Origin of the sequence: Arcicella sp. LKC2W, from assembly GCF_034931005.1 — a bacterium.
GTDB lineage: Bacteria > Bacteroidota > Bacteroidia > Cytophagales > Spirosomataceae > Arcicella.
Genome location: NZ_JAYGIN010000011.1, coordinates 88,177 through 106,449 on the forward strand (window position 1 = coordinate 88,177; position 18,273 = coordinate 106,449).

The window sequence follows — 18,273 nt, forward strand, 5'->3', positions numbered from 1 at the left end:
CTTAAATCAAGATGTTACATAAAATTGCTTTTTTTAACCATAAAGGAGGAGTAAGTAAAACGACTACTGTTTTTCATTTGGGTTGGATGCTGGCAAATCTTGGGAAAAAGGTTCTTCTCATAGATGCTGATTCACAGTGTAATTTAACGAAGATAGTTTTAAAGGAAAATTATGAATCTTTCTATGAAACTCATCCTCAGCAAAATATCAAAAGTGCTTTGTCCGTAGCATTTGAAGCAAAAACAACGGTAATTGAGGCTTTGGAATGTGTCTCAATTCCTGAAAGAGATAACTTGTTTTTAATGCCTGGTAGCTTCGATATTTCGGAATATGAAGTTCAATTAGGAGTATCTTTCCAAATGTCAAATTCTTTTACCACGATGAAGAATTTACCAGGGGCATTGAATTATTTAATTGAGAAAACAGCGGAAAGATATGATGCTAAGTATGTATTGATAGATATGAATCCAAGTTTAAGTGCAATTAATCAAGCACTGTTACTTTCAAGTGATTATTTTATAGTACCTACATCGCCAGATTATTTTTCTAAAATGGCTCTTGAATCCCTTTCAAGAATCTTACCTCAGTGGGAGCGTTGGGCAAAATTATCTCGAGATATGTTTATTGATTCATCATACCCACTGGCGTTGAATACTCCAAAGTTTTTGGGATATACAGTCAATAATTATACTTTAAGGAATGGAGAACCAGCAAAAGCATTTGATAATATTATTAGTGAAATAGATCAGGTAGTGGTGAATAAATTTATACCTCAACTTAGAAGAGCTGATATGCTTTTGAATAATGATACTTATACAGATAATACATACAAAAGATTACAAATCTCAAACTTCCAAACATTAGGAATTAAATATCAAGATGAAAGCACACCTGTTTTTGAACTTACAGATGCTCAATTAGGACATACTGGAACAGTTTTAGAAAATCAACAAAAACAAAGAAAGGCATTTAGAGACAAATATGAAGCATTTGCCAATGATGTTATATCAATGATAGAATATGCAGAGAGCCATGCAGAAGTTCACGCTTAATCTACAAAGCGTAAAAGATTTAGGTCAGATTTATGTATTAGTTTCTACTAATTTTCCACTTATTGAAGAAAAAGCTGATGATATTCTGAGAGCGAAGATTGTTTTAATGGTTAGTGCCTTTGATACATTTATACATGATGTAGTCAAAGTTGGTATGAGGGAAATCTTTGTGGGTAGAAGACTATCTCATTCCAAATACAATGATTTTAAATTTTCTCTTTCTGCATTGAATAATATCAACAGTAGTAGCAACCAAAGTGAAAAAATAAATTATTTTGAATCAGAATTGGAAAAAATAAACTCAAATGATTCATTCCAATCACCTAAAAGTATCGAATATGCACTTGGATTAATTGATATTAAAAATGTCTGGACATTAGTTTCTCCATTAATGGGAAATGTCAGTGCAATGGATATTAAAAACCGTTTAAGTCTGATAGTTCAGAGAAGGAATAAAATTGCTCACGAATCTGACCATAACCCTGTAACAGGTGATAAATATCCAATTCAAAAAAGTGATGTTGATAATGATATTTTATTTATAGAAAATTTATGCCAAGCTATTTATACTTTGGTTTAAAAAAATCTCTTTAATTTTGCATCGGTCAGAGAAAAATCAAAAAACTTCTTTGAGGTATTGCGGTTCGCCGTAATACCTCATTGTATTTTTAGATAATCTATCAATAATTCCATGAAAATATCAGTAACCTTTATTACCCTAAACTCCGAAAAAACCCTTAAACCTGTTTTAGAAGCCGTTTCGTGGGCAGATGAAATTATTTTGGTGGATTCAGGAAGCACCGATAAAACCTTAGAAATTGCTCAACAATTTAAGGCAAAAATCGTATATCGGGTATTTGATGGATATGGTTCTCAGAAGAATTTTGCGACTGAACAGGCTTCGCACGATTGGATTTTGTCCTTAGATGATGATGAAATCCTTACACCCGAATTACAAAAGGAAATTCAAGATTTAGATTTAAAAAACACTGATTATCAAGGATTTAAAACCCCACGTTCATTGATTTTCTTAGGAAAATTATTGAGATTTAGCGGTGAATATAGACGATTAACCTTGAGACTTTTCAATCGAAAATATGGAAATTGGAATGCAGAATACGTCCATGAAAGCGTAGAGGTGAAGGGGAAAATCGGTACGCTGAAAAATCAAATTTTGCACGATAGCTACCGTGATTTAACAGATTTTTTCAACAAGTTTAACAAATATACTTCGCTGGGTGCGAAGACTTTGGCAGAACGTGGCAAAACGGCTTCGAGCCTAAAAATAATTTCTCGTTTCCCGACAACTTTTTTAAAGATTTACCTTCTAAAAGGCTCTTGTTTAGATGGTTACGCAGGTTTTATGTGGGCATTATTAACAGCGATAAATCCTGTGGTAAAATATGCAAAGCTGAAGGAAATGAGCGAGAGGAAATGATTTTGGATACAAAGAAGGCTTCGTTTTGAACGAAGCCTTCTTTGCAACTTATCTATGAAGAAATCAGAAAACTTTCAATCGTAGAAAACTGATTTTCAGGATTTTGCAACGCTAAAATCAAATTTTCTAATCGTTTTAACAGTTTATCGTTGTCAATTCTTTTTACGTAAGTTGGCAACTGATACGGACGCAAATCGCAAAACTCCCAAGGGTGAAAGTATAAACTCAAATAACCGTCTTTTTTCAAACATCTTTTTGCCGCAAACTGAAAATACCATGCTGGGTAATTTTTGAAACCTAACCAAAACAAAGGAATTCTGCCGATTGGCGTAACAGATGTTGGTAAAATGGTAATTTCGGGCAATTTGTAAACTGTGCGTGGTTTATCCAAATGATTGTATCGTCCTGGCAAAAAAGTCGGGTTCATCGACGAATCGTATTGATAACCAGCCTTTTGCAATTCTGCATAACTGACTGGTTGCAAACGAGGCATTCTAAAACCAAGCACTTTTTGTCCACTAATTTCCATCAATTTCTCTCTCGATTTCCGTAAATCACCCACTTCAAAAACAGAATGATAATAGCCATGTGAAGCAATTTCATGTCCTTCTGCTACAATTCTTTTGATTTGCTCTACGTTATTTTCGGCATAACAAGCTGTACAAAAAATAGTCGTTTTGACTTGATATTTTCGGAATAAAGCCAACACTTTTTCCATGCCTTCGTAAGACATTCGCATTTTGGTCTGAAAATCAACCGTTTGCCCAAATTCTTCAGGTATATCAAATTCTTCTAAATCGAAGGTTAAAAATATTTTATTCATTTTTTTAAGGTTGGAACGTAGATGAATGAAACATAGATGGCACGGATGCTACGCAACACAGATTTTCACGGTTTTTTATCAGATTTAAGCATCAAAATATAGAATTCATGAGAATCTATATCCTTTTTTTAATCTGTGAATATCTGCGTTGCGAAGCATCAGCCTCATCTGCGTGCCATAAATTATCACTCGAAGAAGCGGATTTTCAATAATCTCATAATATTCCCGAACTCTTTTTTAATCACTTTTAAGCCCATTTGTGAAAGAATTACACCCTCACGCAAGGTTAGTGGAACGGTTGATATGATTAAATCATTTTGCTTGCAAGCTCTCATAATAAACTCAGTATCAAACAAATAACGATTAATAATTGTCTTCAAAAACACAGTTCTCCCTCTTTGATTAAAGCCTTTTAAGCCACCTTGTGTATCAGTAAATGGAAGATTCAATAAAAAAGCGTTGAAAATATGTGAGCCAGACGATAAAACCTTACGATAACGTCTCAACTGATTGGAATACGAAAATTGTCTTTCACCCAAAACAATGTCTTTGCCTGCCAATAATTTGTTAATCATTGCTTGCATACAAACCAATTCAAAAGGAAAATCAACGTCAGTATAAACTACAAAATCGTGAGTTGCCAATTTTATTCCTTCACGAAGAGCGTAGCCTTTCCCTTGATTTTCAACATAATTAACATACTGAAAACCTGCAACTTGCGATTTCAAATATTCAATTTGGTTTTCAGAAATCCCTCTCACCGAACCATCATTAACCAATGTAACAAAAAAGATTAATTCGGGAAAAAGTTCTTGTAATGCTACAATATTTCGCTTAATGTCAACGTGCCACTCCTGCTCCTCAGGATTATAACATGGCAATACAATATCAATTGTTTTGTTCATGGAGTGGTTGGTATTTTTGCGTGAAAACTAAATATTGTAAATGCAACCAAACCAATAAAATGGGTAAGGCTTTAAGATTATAAGGAATTACGTATTTATCTCGAATAATCTTTGGGAAAATATCTGTTGGAGATAAGATTGTCAGGATAAAAACGAAAATTACTAAAGCTTTTGTTAGCTTATTTTTCGGACTAATTAAATACCAAAATGCCACGCCCACTACCGAAATAACGTGCGTGTTGGATTCGGCGGCGTGGTTGAATAAAATTACCCACATCATCAAATACGCCACAACCGAAATCCGTAAGGTAATATCCTGATTTTTAACCAAAAAGAATCCATAAGCCAAGAATAAACCTAAGCAAATCAAACCTACTAATTGGATATAAATAATTGGAATTGAGGTGGTTATCAAAGTACAAATCAAACCGATTATTGATACGCCATAGTTTACTTTATGGTCTTCCACTAACAATGTTTGCCATTCAGAATATAATCTCGGCAACTGGTCAAACCCAACTACAAAAGCAGGCAAAATTGCTAATATTCCAAAAAATATGAGATATACAAATACATTTTTGAAGAAGTCTTTTCGATAAAAAGGCAATAAAGCGGCTGAAATTCCGCCATAACCTTTGATAAAAAAGCCCAATGACGACACAAATCCTGTGGCAACTGTTTTCTGATTTTCAAGATTAACGAAAGTCCAAACAATCAGTGCTGCAATCAATGGATTGGTCTGTAAATTATGCAAAGCCGTCATTAATTCTACAAAAATAAACCACCAAATAAAGGTTTTTTGTTTGGAAGAAATCGGTAAAAATTTAATGGCATAAAAGACCATTAGAGCCGAAAAAACATTCCATAAACACATTCCTAACCACATAGGCAGCCATGCAAAGGGAGCAAAAAGGACGGCAAAAGTAGGATGATACAAAAACAAGTCGAAATACTCATTTGGGTATTCTACATGAAGATTTTGACGAGCCAACAAATGAGCGGTGGAAGCCTTAAAAATTTTATAATTATTATAACTTCCATGTAAATAATGCTGTAAGGCTATAACAAAACCTGCCAGTACATAAAAAAACAAAATAACCTTTTCCTGAGAGAAAAAGCTTTTTGCTTTACGCCAAAATGAATTCATAAAATTGAGAGAGTTTAAAGTACAAAAATAGCAGTTATCTTTCGATTGTACATAGAATCACTCCGTGTGCAATCGTTATTTTCATTAAATTTGTAAAAAACTATCTCGAACGAAGAAAATCTTTCCGAAATCGAATCTCAAATATCGAAAATATCCTTTGAAAACATACCTTCGCATTCTCCAATACGCTGATTCTATCAAGACTTTAGCATTTCCATATTTTATTCTCTCATTACTCGCCAGCTTGTTCGGAATTTTAAATTTTACCCTGCTCGCTCCTCTTTTAGATATTATTTTTAAAGATTTAAAACCCGCTGATTTACAAGAATATAGCCAGTCAGTACCGTTCTCGCTGAGTGTAGAATATTTCAAGCACACTTTCTATCATTATTTTTATGAAAGTATTAGTTTGTACGGCAGATTGGGGGCTTTAAAATTTGCCTGTGGAGCAATCGTTGTGTCGGTAATTTTATCAAATATTTTCAGATATTTATCCCAAAGAGTGCTAAAAACGGTCGAAGCTCGCACAATTGCCTCCTTACGTCAGGCAGTTTTTGAGAAAACGATGCAATTGCATTTTGGATTTTTCAATAATGAACGCAAAGGAAATTTGATGGCTCACCTCACAACGGACGTGCAAGAAGTAGAAAATTCTATCGGAAGAGCCTTTACAGCTACGGTTAAAGAGTTTTTTACTTTAATAATGTACTTCGTGACTTTGTTTAATATGTCCACCAAATTGACGCTTTTTTCACTTATTATTTTACCGCTTTCCAGTGGAATTATTGCTTTAATTAGTGGAAAACTTCGCCGTGCTGCTCGTGATGTTCAGTCGTTACAAAGTACGATGGTTAGTACCCTCGACGAAGTTTTTGGAGGCATGAGAATCGTCAAAGGATTCAATGCGGAGAAGGTGGTTTCGGAGAAATTCCGAAAGGAAAATTACAGTTATAAAGATGCCGTTCTCCGAATGGTTTATCGTCAAGAAATGACCTCTCCACTCTCAGAAGCGATGGGCGTTACCGTTGTGGCTGGTATTTTATTGTACGGCGGTTCATTGGTTATTTCGGGCGATGATAGCCTCACTGCGGCTGGTTTTATTTCATTTATTATTTTGTTTTCGCAGGTAATGCGTCCTGCAAAATCTATTTCTGATGCTTTTAGTACCGTCCAAAGAGGGGTTGCTTCAGCAGAAAGAATTTTGAAATTAATTGATACCGTTCCAGAAATCCAAGATGCTCCGAATGCCGTTGAAATTCAAGGATTTAACAAAGAAATTGAGTTTAGAAACGTCAGTTTTTCTTATGAAACTGGCAGAAAGGTTTTGGATAATATTTCATTCAAAATACAGAAAGGAAAAACCATTGCTCTGGTCGGAACATCAGGCGGTGGAAAATCTACGATTGCTGACCTTGTTCCCCGTTTTTATGACCCCAACGAAGGACAAATTTTGGTGGATGGCGTGGATATAAAAAGTATTAAAATCCACTCGCTGACTAAACAAATCGGCATTGTTACGCAAGAATCAATTTTATTTAATGATACAGTTTCTAATAACATCACTTTTGGAACAGAAGCTACTGAAAATCAAATCATTGATGCAGCGAAAGTTGCCAATGCCGATGTTTTTGTGAAGCAATTATCGGAAGGTTATGAAACATTAATTGGCGACCGTGGCGGACGACTTTCGGGCGGTCAACGTCAGCGTTTGAGTATTGCCCGTGCAGTATTAAAAAACCCTCCTATTTTGATTTTGGACGAAGCTACTTCTGCCTTAGATACCGAATCTGAAAAGTTAGTTCAAGAGTCGCTTACAACCTTGATGAAAAACCGCACAACGCTTGTAATTGCTCACCGTTTAAGCACAATTCAGCACGCTGATGAAATTTTGGTAATCAATAAAGGGCAAATTGTGGAAAGAGGAACGCACGAAGATTTACTGAAAAATGAAAACGGATTTTACCGTAAATTGAATAGTATGCAGGAATAATCGTAGTGGCGAATAGCATTCGCCAAATGAAGAGAATCCGTAGTGGCGAATAGCATTCGCCAAATGAAGAGAATCCGTAGTAGCGAATAACATTCGCCAAATGAAGAGAATCCGTAGTGGCGAATAGCATTCGCCACCATTCGTGATAAATTGGCGAATTCTATTCGCCACTACTTATTTCAACAATCGAAAATTACGATATTCGCCAATTCTCCAACCCGTAAGGTTTTCAATCAAAAATCTAAGTTTGTTTTTCAAAGAAAGTTTTTTCTCCCGAATATCAAAATCAAATTGCCAATTTACTCGTTCAAGTCGTGCTTGCATAACCGCAGGATGGGTTCCTTCAAAAGATGCCAACGAATCAATTCCTGAGTAATCAAAAGTATCTTCATATTCCTTCTTTTTTTTCTCCGCAATCTCATCTTTTTCCCAAAAATTAATCGAACTTTTCATCTTCGCTTTTTGCACTTCGGGCGGTTTTACCCAACCATAATGAAACATATAGGCATCAATCATTTTTACGTTAAGCTTCTGATTATCAATCGTTCGGAAACCCTGTGCATCACGATAAGAGGATACATTTTTATTATTCCGAATCACTCGAATTTCTTGTCGGTACCATTTTTGCGAATCCGCCACGTATTGATACGAACCATAAAAATGCCGATATTTCAACAACAATCCCTCTACTTTTGAATCGTTTAAATAATCTTTCATTCCTTGTCTGATAGCAGGTAAATATTGCTCATGCACCACTTCATCACCCTGAATATAAAAACACCAATCTGAATCAGACGAAACGGCAGCTAAGGCCTTATCAGTTTCAACGGCTAAAACTTTCCCACCTTCACGCAGGGAATCATCCCAAACGGTTTCAATAATTTTGATTTTAGGCGAACCAATACTTTTAATTAAACCCAACGTATCATCGTCAGATTTTCCAACCGACACAATCATTTCATCACAAATCGGAAGAATCGACGTGATGGCTTCCACAATTGGATAATCAAATTTTATGGCATTTCGCACAAAGGTAAATCCTGATACTTTCATTTTTGGGTAGGACAGGTTTCCAACCTGTCATGAGTGTTATTAATAGGTTGGAAACCCAATGTCGTTTAGTTAAGCCGATTAACTAAATGACATTAGGTTAAAACCTGTCTTACTGTAAACTAAACAAATCCTTTATCCTCTGAAGGAAACCATTTTTTTATCAGTTTCCGAAGCCTCCTTTGGGTATTGGGAGTTCGTTTATGAATTGCAATTTTTCTAAAATCAAAATACCCAATCGTCTGAATATCATCGTCTAAAGTATTATTTTTAAGAAACGAATCAGCCATCAGTCTTTGGATTTCGGCATTCCATTCTTCTTTATTTGACCAATAATGACCAATAAATTTACTTACGGGCGACAGCTTACCTGTTTCAAATAAAGCCACCGACAAAGCAAACTGCTCAATCAATCGGCGAGTGACCTCTTTTTTCAACATATCATCGCAAATATTCAAAGCCAATTGCGTGATTAACAAGCCTTTATTGGCAGGAATCCCCACCACGCCTGCATTCCACATGGCATGATTTATAGTCATTCCACCAAAAGATTGATTGCCCGTTTGTTGCCACATCAACTTCTCTGTTTTACTTTTCAAAGCCGACAAATCTCCTTCTTTTAAGTGCATTACAGGATTTTGCAAAGTCTTTTTTAGTTGATTTATATCGCCAAATAAAAAAGTATCTGTGTCTAAATACAAAACACACTCATCTGGATGAAGCCCACAAACATACTCAATTGCTTTGATTTTTGCACGCCAAAAAAATTGAAATTCCCCTTGCCAGTCAATCAATTGCTCTTGTGTAATTGGCAAAATCTGTACCCTATTTCCTAATTTTTTATAAAAATCGGGAGCGTCAGTCATCATATAAATTCGATCGAAATCCTCAGTCTGGCTCAGAAATGAGCAAATAGAAAAATATGCTTGAGCATGATTATGTTGGTTTTCACCAAAAACTAAGTAGAGAAGATTCATTTTATAGGTTTATTATAATTTAAAGAGTTTAAATGTTATTTATAGTTAGAATACAATTATTTTATTCGCAGTTGATTTCCAACAAAGTTACAGGGTTTGAGTAAGTTATTACTTCCATAAAATAAGATTTTACAAGTATAATAATACAAGCAAAATGACATAAAAGCGATAGGTATCTAAAACCGAATTCTCAAAGGACAAAATATATCCATTTTTTAGCCCAAAAATCCCTCAAAAATGCCCAAACGTTAGTTGGTACAAGGGATTTTTTGTATTTTTACTTTTTCAAAGAAAATAGCCATGCTTATTGATTTTGAAATAATAATATCACAATCTCCGAAAAATCTAATAATGCAAATAAATTCTGTTTTTGAGATTAGAAATCCGAAAATAGAATCCGCAATCAAAAGATATGTCAGAATTTCAAGAACCAGAAGAAAACAGTAGAGCAAATTATGATGCCGACAATATCCAAGTCCTCGAAGGCTTGGAAGCCGTGCGTAAACGTCCGTCCATGTATATTGGAGATACGGGCTTTAAAGGTCTTCACCACCTTATTTGGGAGGTTGTCGATAACTCCATTGATGAAGCCCTTGCAGGACATTGCGACACAATTAGCGTAACTATCAATACCAATAATTCAATTACCGTAGAAGATAACGGTCGTGGTATTCCAACGGGAATGCACACAAAAGAGAAAAAGTCAGCTTTGGAAGTCGTAATGACGGTTCTTCACGCTGGTGGTAAGTTTGACAAAGACACGTATAAGGTATCAGGTGGTTTGCACGGTGTGGGGGTTTCTTGTGTGAACGCCCTTTCTACTGATTTGAAAGTGACCGTTTACCGTGAAGGAAAAGTATTTGAACAAGAATATAAAATCGGTATTCCACAATATGCCGTAAGAGAAATTGGCACAACTGAACGTCACGGAACAACCGTTACTTTCAAGCCAGATGAATCTATTTTCACGGTTACAGAATACAAATACGAAACCGTAGCAGGTCGTTTACGTGAACTTTCATTCTTGAATGCAGGTATCAAAATCAATTTGAAAGACCTTCGTGAATTAGATGAAAAAGGAGAACCAAAATCTGATTTATTCTTCTCAGAAGGTGGTTTGAGCGAATTTGTCTTGTACTTGGATGCTACTCGTGATAAAATTATCGACGCTCCAATTTACATGGAAGGTGATAAAAACGGAGTGCCAGTTCAAGTAGCGATGATGTATAATACTTCGTATTCAGAAAACGTAGTATCTTATGTAAACAACATCAATACTATCGAAGGCGGTACACACGTTGCGGGTTTTCGTGGTGCGTTGACTCGTACTTTGAAAAACTACGCTGACAAATCAGGTGCTTTAGATAAATTAAAAATTGACATCGTTGGAGACGACTTCCGTGAAGGTTTGACTGCCGTTATTTCGGTAAAAGTAGCTGAACCTCAATTTGAAGGACAAACCAAAACCAAATTGGGTAACGGTGAAGTTTCTGGAGCAGTTTCGGCAGCCATGTCGGATATGTTAGAATCTTGGTTAGAAGAACACCCGAAAGAAGCTCGTCAAATTGTTGCGAAAGTGATTTTGGCGGCACAAGCACGTCACGCTGCTCGTAAGGCACGTGAAATGGTTCAACGTAAAACCATTTTGGGCGGTAATTCACTTCCAGGAAAATTAGCTGACTGTTCAGACAGCGACCCTAAAGTTTGTGAACTTTACTTAGTAGAAGGGGACTCAGCAGGTGGAACGGCAAAACAAGGTCGTAACCGTGCTTACCAAGCTATTTTACCATTGAGAGGTAAGATTTTGAACGTTGAAAAAGCTCAAGAATATAAGATTTACGAAAGTGAAGAAATCAAGAATATGATTACGGCTTTGGGCGTAAGTTTTGGAAAAGATGGCGACGAAAGAGCCTTAAATACCGATAAATTACGTTACCACAAAGTAATCATCATGACGGATGCCGACGTGGATGGTTCTCACATCAGAACCCTAATCCTTACGTTCTTCTTCCGTTATATGAAAGATTTGTTAGACAGTGGCTATATCTACATTGCACAACCTCCACTTTACCAAGTAAAAAAAGGACAACAAATGGAATATTGTTGGACTGAACAACAACGTGAATTAGCGGTAAAACGCTTAGCAGGTGGCGGACGTGAAGATTTAGTAGGAATTCAACGTTACAAAGGTCTTGGAGAGATGAACGCAGAGCAATTGTGGGAAACTACGATGAACCCAGACACTCGTACTTTGAAACAAGTAACCATTGAATCAGCGGTAGAAGCTGACCATTTATTCTCAATGTTGATGGGTGACGAAGTACCACCTCGCCGTGATTTTATTGAGAAAAATGCTAAATATGCGAAGATTGACGTGTAATTGTAACACAGGAATCTTTCCTGTGACATAATAAAAGAGGCTAAATCCAGTGGATTTAGCCTCTTTTATTATGTCACGATTTAAAAAATTCAAACATCATTATTTATAAAAATTCTAAATAATGATGTTTAATAATCAAATATTATGAATTTGAAATAAAAAAAAACAATTTTGTGTTTTAAAAATATGGAAAACACAATCGACATACTAGCATTTTCTGAATACTTAGTTAATCATTTCAACTATTATCAAGAACCCATAACTAATAAAAAGTTACAAAAACTTCTTTATTACATACAAGGTTGGCATTTAGCTTACTTGAAAACTCCTCTATTTGATGCTACTCTTGAAGCTTGGGTTCATGGTCCAGTATATCCAAGTGTCTACAATAAATTTAAAAGCTTTCAGTTTCAACCATTATGTATTACAAATGAAGAGCCATCTCTTAACTCACTGGCTGTAGATATTCGTCGTTTTGACCTTACAAGTAATCAACAAGATTTAATTAATAGCGTTCTAAATCATTATGGAGGAAAATCTGCTTTTGAATTAGAAATGCGTTCTCATAATGAAAAACCTTGGCTTGAAGCTCGGGAAGGGTTAAGTGATATTGATTTATCACAAAATCAAATAAATATCGCTACGATGAAAAGTTTCTTTGAATCAAAACTACAAGAAAAATAATTTATGTCTTATTATATTCCCGATGATGACGAAGATATAGTAGCTACAAAATATAATGTTGGTGATTCTGATATTCGTTTCCCTAATATCAAAGAATATACTTTATTATTTGCATTTGATTACCTTTCTCTCAACGCTACAAAACTTTGCTTTAATAATCCTAATATTTCAAAAGAAGACTTTGTGAAAATTTATGAATTTAAGCAACAAGTTTCAACAATTAAAATAGGAGAGTTCATCGACAATACGAAAATAAAACAACGCTATCATTTTCATGACATACAGGTTTATCAAAAGACGGAATTGAAAACTCTTTTTGAAAGACTGTTAGGGAAAGGAAAAACATTTAGGATAGACCAATTACCTACATTATATCAGTTTGCAATTTTTACGGATAATAAAACAAATAAAGCACCACGAATTGTGGGCTTTTTTGGTAAAATGGGGGTTTTTCATGCTTTATGGCTTGATTATGAGCATTCTATTTTTCCTAAGAAGTAAGTTTATTATTAATATAACAACCGAGTAAAAGTATCGAACATTCACAAAAAAGTCCAAACCTCACAGTTTGGACTCACCGATTCCCATTAATCCTGTCGCTTCTTCAAGTAAATTTCATACTGCTCTTCCGTCAAAACCGCTTTGAATTCCTTACTTTTCCCTTCTTTGATAGCATTTAATTTCTCTTTAAACTTCAACCTAACATCTTCAGTAAATGGAGGCGTAAGTTTTTTGGCTTCTTCGTATAAATCAAATTTTTTGAAGGCGTAATTTATATTTATTGTCTCAACTTTAGGAATTTGCTCCTCCGTGAGTTTCAACTTTTTTTTCATCCAATTGGTTTCTTCCGTTGACATTTTCTCAGGGTCCATTTCGTCTTTCTTTGAACTGGAACTACTACCTGCATCATTACGGAAACCACCACCACCATAACCTCTTCCGTATCCGCCACCATAACCGCCACCGTATTGAGCTTTGTTTTCATGAGTCACCATTAAAAAAAGAAACAGGGTAACTAAAATGTATTGTAAATTTCTCATATTATTTTCTTTAATTTCAATAAAATTATGCTGGATTTATCTAATATTTGAAGAATTAAGAACCCTTCATAAAAGCCGTAAAAGTACCGATATTGAGTGAGATTTTTATTATTATTGAATGAAAAGGTTAGGTTTTACTAAATTTCAAGACTATCCCCAAGACAAATCTTCCCCTCTTGAATTACCTTACAATTAATACCACCGTGTCCACGCATGGCATTAAAACCACCTTTCCCCAAATTCTCTTCCATTCTACTACACGGAAAACAAAAGCCTGTCATTTCCAAAATCGCCTCCCCTATTCTGAATTGCTTACCTTTCAGAGCATTCAGATTGATTCCTTTTACCACAATATTTCTACGAATGAGAGCAGGGTCAACGCTTTCTTTACCCAAAAAAGAAGCAACAGCCTTTAAATGTTCGGCTTGAATGAGGGTCACTTGGCGTTTGCTATCCGCATTTCCTTTATTAGAACGGTCGCCTGTGAGTCCTCCAATATTGGCAAATGTCTCTTCTAAAACCTCCATTGGTTGTCTTGATTTCGGGCGAACGCCAATCCAAACTACCGTTCCAGCTTGTGGAAAATTTCCGAATAAATCTTTAAAAGCCTTTTCATCAGATGAAAATATCATGTGTTATTTTTTAAATATTTATAAATCAATTTCCAAACAACATCAATTCAATATCGTTGGTAGATATTTGTACCATTTTCTCGTATTTCAGCCCAATTTTCTTAATCAAGGCAATTGAACTTGCATTTTGTGGGTCAACAATGGCAATGATTCTCCCCAATTTCAATACATTCAGAGCATAATCCAAAGTTGCCGAAGCGGCTTCATAACCGTAGCCTTTGCCAATTGAATTAGGTAAAAAGGCAAAACCAATATCAATGTCATCCAAAGAATCACGTTTCACCATGCCACACATTCCAATTGCTTCGTTACTTTCTTTTGTCGCAACTAAATAAAATCCAAAACCGTGTTCTGCGTAGCTTTTAAGGTTTCCATTACGGAGGTAATTTTCGGACTCTTCAACGGTATGCACATTTCTATCGCCGATAAACTTTAACCATGCGGGTGTATTGACTAATTCAAGTACAAACGGAGCATCTTCAAGTGTGAATTTACGCAAGATTAACCTTTCGGTTTCAATAACTATTTCCATCGTGTTTAGATTTTCAAATTACCATTTTCCTTAACCGCAGACAGGGCTAAAGCCGCTGTCTGGGTACAATACCAAAACCCAGACAGCGGCTTCAGCCCTGTCTGCGGTTATATAATTTCACAATTTAGCGATAGAAAACAATTTGGGCAATAAAAAAGACAAGGGTGTGCCTTGTCTTTGGAAAAATAATTAATTACTTTTGTATCGGTCAGGGAGAAATCCCAGACCCTCCTTGAGGTGTTACAGCGATGTGGCACCTCATTGTATTTTATGGTTAATTGCACCAGTAATTACTTCTTCTCTTGTAAAAATATACAATTCACCTTTCCATATTAACCATAAATCCTTCATTGTTTGATATTTAGGTTGTGGTCGTCGATAGCGATTTTTAATTCCTTCTAATAAATCTTCTCTTGAAATATCGCTCTGTATATCTATCAGAATATAATCTGCTTGGTTCTTTGCATCACGTATTTCATTATCAATTGCACTTTTTGTTGCTTTTACATTATGCTTAAACTCAATAATAATATCCTTATTCACAATATAAGCATCAGGGTTTTTATGATTAGGTTGATTAATAACTTCTAATAATCGCACTTGAAACCCCTTCTTTGCCAAAAATATAGCGGTTTCAATATTTTTATTTCTTTCTTCTCCTAGATGTGTATTATGAACTTCTACGTAACCATTTATAGGGGTATCTTCTCCAATTTCATTACTTGGGTAAACTTTTAAATAATCATTCATTATAGCATAATTTACTGTTTTGGTTTTGTATTAAACATTTATTTCATTACAAAGCCCCCAATCCAAACAGAATTGAGGGCTTTTAAAAAGGTTACTCGAAATTATTAAGACCCGCAGGCTTCGCACCCATCAGGGTCATCAAGTGAGCATTGCATATTCGACCAATTTTGTTCGGTCACGTTGTCTAAGCCTCCTATGGTAAGTGTGGCCGCTGAGGACTTCGCTACCGCTGCATTTACTGCGTAGGCTTCGTAGTTCATCTCATGCTCTTGCACAACGTTGGCTTGCTCAATTGCCACTTCGGCTTGTTTCTCGACAGTAAACTTGATAGCATCGGCAGCAGCTTTCGTTCTGAGATAATACATCCCAGTTTTCAAGCCTTTCTCCCATGCGTAGAAGTGCATCGAGGTTAGTTTTCCGAAGTTCGGGTCTTGAATGTGTATATTCAACGACTGCGACTGACAGATGTATGCACCTCTATCGGCAGCCATTTCAATAATTACTTTTTGCTTAACTTCCCAAACTGTTTTGTACAAGTCTTTCAAATTCTGAGGAATTTCATTGATATTTTGTACTGAACCGTTAGCAGAAATTAATTTATTTTTCATCGAATCGTTCCACAATCCTAACTTCACTAAGTCACGAAGTAAGTGCTTGTTTACTACCGCAAATTCGCCCGACAATACTCTACGAGCGTAAATATTAGAAGTATATGGTTCGAAACATTCGTTGTTACCCAAAATTTGTGAAGTCGAAGCTGTTGGCATCGGTGCCACTAACAATGAGTTACGCACACCGTGTTCCATTACTTTCGCACGCAACGCTTCCCAGTTCCAACGTCCTGACTCTGGCGTTACATTCCACATATCAAATTGGAAAACACCTTGTGAGATTGGTGAACCTGCCCAAGTTTCGTAAGGACCTTCTTTGATTGCTAATTCCATGGATGCTTCCATTGAAGCATAATAGATAGTTTCAAAAATGTCTTTATTCAACTGTTTTGCTTCGTCCGATTCAAACGGCATTCTCAACATAATGAACGCATCTGCTAATCCTTGCACCCCCAAACCGATTGGACGGTGACGCATATTAGAAGTACGAGCTTCGTCAACTGGGTAATAATTGCGGTCGATGATTTTATTTAAGTTCTTCGTCGCTACTTTCGTAACATTATAAAGCCCTTCATGGTCAAAAACTTGGAAACCTTTTTCGTTTGTCTTGATAAATTTAGGCAATGCCAAAGAAGCCAAGTTACAAACCGCTACTTCGTCTTTTGAAGTATATTGGATAATTTCAGTACACAAGTTAGACGACTTAATAGTACCTAAATTCTTTTGGTTAGACTTTTTATTGGCATTGTCCTTGAACAACATATAAGGCGTACCCGTTTCAGTTTGAGACTCTAAAACTTCAAACCATAAATCTTGAGCTTTAACAACCTTACGAGCTTTTCCTGCTAATTCGTAGCTTGTGTACAATTTCTCAAATTCTTCGCCATACGTATCCGCCATTCCTGGGCATTCGTGTGGACAGAATAATGACCATGTATCGTTATCCTTTACTCTTTGCATGAACAAATCAGGAATCCAAAGTGCGTAGAACAAATCTCTTGCACGCATTTCTTCTTTACCATGATTTTTCTTTAGAGATAAGAATTCAAAAATATCTGCGTGCCAAGGCTCAAGATAAACGGCAAATGAACCTTTGCGTTTTCCGCCTCCTTGGTCAACATAACGAGCAGTATCATTAAATACACGAAGCATCGGTACAATACCATTTGATGTTCCGTTTGTTCCTTTGATGTAAGACCCCGTTGCACGAACATTGTGGATTGACAAACCAATTCCACCCGCCGACTGTGAAATCTTAGCACATTGTTTCAAAGTATCGTAAATTCCTTCGATTGAGTCATCCTGCATTGTTAATAAGAAACAAGAAGACATTTGTGGTTTTGGTGTACCTGCATTAAATAATGTAGGCGTAGCGTGTGTAAACCAACGTTCAGAAAGAAGATTGTAAGTTTCGATTACCGATTCAATTTCCGCCCCATGAATACCCACTGCTACACGCATCAACATGTGCTGAGGACGTTCAACAATTTTACCCTCCAATTTCAACAAATAAGATTTCTCCAAAGTCTTGAAACCAAAATAATCGTACCCAAAGTCACGGTCATAAATGATAGCAGCATCTAATTCGGCAGCGTGTTTTTTTATCACCTCATATACTTCCTTAGATAACAAAGCCGCATTTTCTCCTGTTTTTGGGTCAAGATAATTGTACAAGCGTTTCATCGTCGCAGAGAAAGATTTCTGCGTTTCCTTATGCAAATTTGAAATTGCAATCCTTGCCGCAAGCACAGCATAATCTGGGTGCTTGGTAGTCATCGAAGCAGCCGTTTCTGCTGCTAAATTGTCTAATTCACTCGTTGTTACTCCATCATAAAGTCCTGTAATAACTTTTTTTGCCACATCTAAGGGCTGAACAAAGTAAGGGTCGAGACTATAGCAAAGTTTTTCGATTCTGGCGGTAATCTTGTCAAACTTTACAGACTCACGTCTGCCATCTCTTTTGATAACGTACATAATACTCGGGTTTTGGGGGGGTGAAACAAAAACAAAGGGCGGTCTTAATAACTTAGTAATTAAGTGGTTATTATAAATAAACCTACTGTTTTTAAATATTTTTTTGATTTTATTTAATTTGAAAAAACCTTTCCTAAAAATTCGCAGCGGTGAACGAATCCGTTTAATTATTAATGGAAAGATTTAGATGACTACTTTTGGTGGTTCAGTTGATATGCAGTTCAAAGATAACAATTTCTTAATCTATATACAACGAAAAAAAATAGGTCAAAAAAACTTCGAATATTT

17 protein-coding genes are annotated in these 18,273 nt (G+C 35.9%); 7 read left to right on the forward strand and 10 right to left on the reverse strand.

The annotated features are described in order from the left end of the window. Positions 1–11 precede the first annotated feature (11 nt). The 3 genes from VB796_RS10145 to VB796_RS10155 all read left to right on the forward strand — a co-directional run bounded on the left by VB796_RS10145 (position 12) and on the right by VB796_RS10155 (position 2,490). Complete coding sequence (locus VB796_RS10145) at positions 12–1,052, forward strand: ParA family protein (RefSeq protein ID WP_323346421.1); 1,041 nt, start codon at positions 12–14, stop codon at positions 1,050–1,052. After that, positions 1,033–1,632, forward strand: coding sequence for a HEPN domain-containing protein (locus tag VB796_RS10150; RefSeq protein ID WP_323346422.1), 600 nt, complete (start codon positions 1,033–1,035; stop codon positions 1,630–1,632). Before VB796_RS10145 ends, VB796_RS10150 begins: the two co-directional genes overlap by 20 nt. Positions 1,633–1,743: 111 nt before the next feature. Further along, entirely contained in the window at positions 1,744–2,490 is a 747-nt protein-coding gene (locus VB796_RS10155) for a glycosyltransferase family 2 protein (protein WP_323346423.1), read from the forward strand. A gap of 52 nt (positions 2,491–2,542) precedes the next feature. Here VB796_RS10155 and VB796_RS10160 read toward each other — a convergent pair whose 3' ends face one another. From VB796_RS10160 to VB796_RS10170, 3 genes are all read right to left on the reverse strand, one after another. Continuing rightward, positions 2,543–3,313, reverse strand: a complete 771-nt coding sequence (locus VB796_RS10160; protein ID WP_323346424.1) for a polysaccharide deacetylase family protein — start codon at positions 3,311–3,313, stop codon at positions 2,543–2,545. Positions 3,314–3,498: 185 nt separating this feature from the next. Continuing rightward, entirely contained in the window at positions 3,499–4,218 is a 720-nt protein-coding gene (locus VB796_RS10165; protein ID WP_323346425.1) for a glycosyltransferase, read from the reverse strand. Next, on the reverse strand, positions 4,202–5,365 hold the full coding sequence (locus VB796_RS10170) for a glycosyltransferase family 87 protein (RefSeq protein ID WP_323346426.1): 1,164 nt from the start codon (positions 5,363–5,365) through the stop codon (positions 4,202–4,204). Before VB796_RS10170 ends, VB796_RS10165 begins: the two co-directional genes overlap by 17 nt. 157 nt (positions 5,366–5,522) lie before the next feature. Between VB796_RS10170 and VB796_RS10175 the strand changes: the two genes are divergently transcribed. Next, positions 5,523–7,355, forward strand: coding sequence for an ABC transporter ATP-binding protein (locus VB796_RS10175; RefSeq protein ID WP_323346427.1), 1,833 nt, complete (start codon positions 5,523–5,525; stop codon positions 7,353–7,355). A gap of 174 nt (positions 7,356–7,529) precedes the next feature. Here the strand turns inward: VB796_RS10175 and VB796_RS10180 are convergent, their stop codons facing one another. After that, entirely contained in the window at positions 7,530–8,408 is an 879-nt protein-coding gene (locus tag VB796_RS10180; RefSeq protein WP_323346428.1) for a glycosyltransferase family 2 protein, read from the reverse strand. 119 nt (positions 8,409–8,527) lie between these two features. Further along, positions 8,528–9,382 carry a hypothetical protein gene (locus VB796_RS10185; protein WP_323346429.1) on the reverse strand — a complete coding sequence of 285 codons (855 nt, stop codon included), beginning with the start codon at positions 9,380–9,382 and terminating at the stop codon, positions 8,528–8,530. A gap of 412 nt (positions 9,383–9,794) precedes the next feature. Here VB796_RS10185 and gyrB point away from each other — a divergent pair, with 412 nt between their 5' ends. The 3 genes from gyrB (at position 9,795) to VB796_RS10200 (ending at position 12,947) form a co-directional block, all read left to right on the forward strand. Beyond that, on the forward strand, positions 9,795–11,762 hold the full coding sequence (gyrB, locus tag VB796_RS10190) for a DNA topoisomerase (ATP-hydrolyzing) subunit B (RefSeq protein WP_323346430.1): 1,968 nt from the start codon (positions 9,795–9,797) through the stop codon (positions 11,760–11,762). 186 nt (positions 11,763–11,948) lie between these two features. Further along, the gene (locus VB796_RS10195; protein WP_323346431.1) at positions 11,949–12,446 is read left to right on the forward strand and encodes a Panacea domain-containing protein; all 498 of its coding nucleotides are present in this window, start codon (positions 11,949–11,951) and stop codon (positions 12,444–12,446) included. Between the two features lie 3 nt (positions 12,447–12,449). After that, positions 12,450–12,947 (forward strand): hypothetical protein, encoded by a 498-nt coding sequence (locus VB796_RS10200; RefSeq protein ID WP_323346432.1) that lies wholly within the window; start codon positions 12,450–12,452, stop codon positions 12,945–12,947. Between the two features lie 86 nt (positions 12,948–13,033). Here VB796_RS10200 and VB796_RS10205 read toward each other — a convergent pair whose 3' ends face one another. The 5 genes from VB796_RS10205 to VB796_RS10225 form a co-directional block, all read right to left on the reverse strand. Continuing rightward, entirely contained in the window at positions 13,034–13,486 is a 453-nt protein-coding gene (locus VB796_RS10205) for a hypothetical protein (RefSeq protein ID WP_323346433.1), read from the reverse strand. Positions 13,487–13,623: 137 nt separating this feature from the next. After that, positions 13,624–14,118, reverse strand: coding sequence for an MOSC domain-containing protein (locus tag VB796_RS10210; RefSeq protein WP_323346434.1), 495 nt, complete (start codon positions 14,116–14,118; stop codon positions 13,624–13,626). A gap of 25 nt (positions 14,119–14,143) precedes the next feature. Continuing rightward, complete coding sequence (locus VB796_RS10215) at positions 14,144–14,650, reverse strand: GNAT family N-acetyltransferase (protein ID WP_323346435.1); 507 nt, start codon at positions 14,648–14,650, stop codon at positions 14,144–14,146. A gap of 258 nt (positions 14,651–14,908) precedes the next feature. Beyond that, on the reverse strand, positions 14,909–15,400 hold the full coding sequence (locus VB796_RS10220) for a hypothetical protein (RefSeq protein ID WP_323346436.1): 492 nt from the start codon (positions 15,398–15,400) through the stop codon (positions 14,909–14,911). Positions 15,401–15,504: 104 nt separating this feature from the next. Next, the gene (locus VB796_RS10225; protein WP_323346437.1) at positions 15,505–17,985 is read right to left on the reverse strand and encodes a ribonucleoside-diphosphate reductase subunit alpha; all 2,481 of its coding nucleotides are present in this window, start codon (positions 17,983–17,985) and stop codon (positions 15,505–15,507) included. Positions 17,986–18,273: the final 288 nt, after the last annotated feature.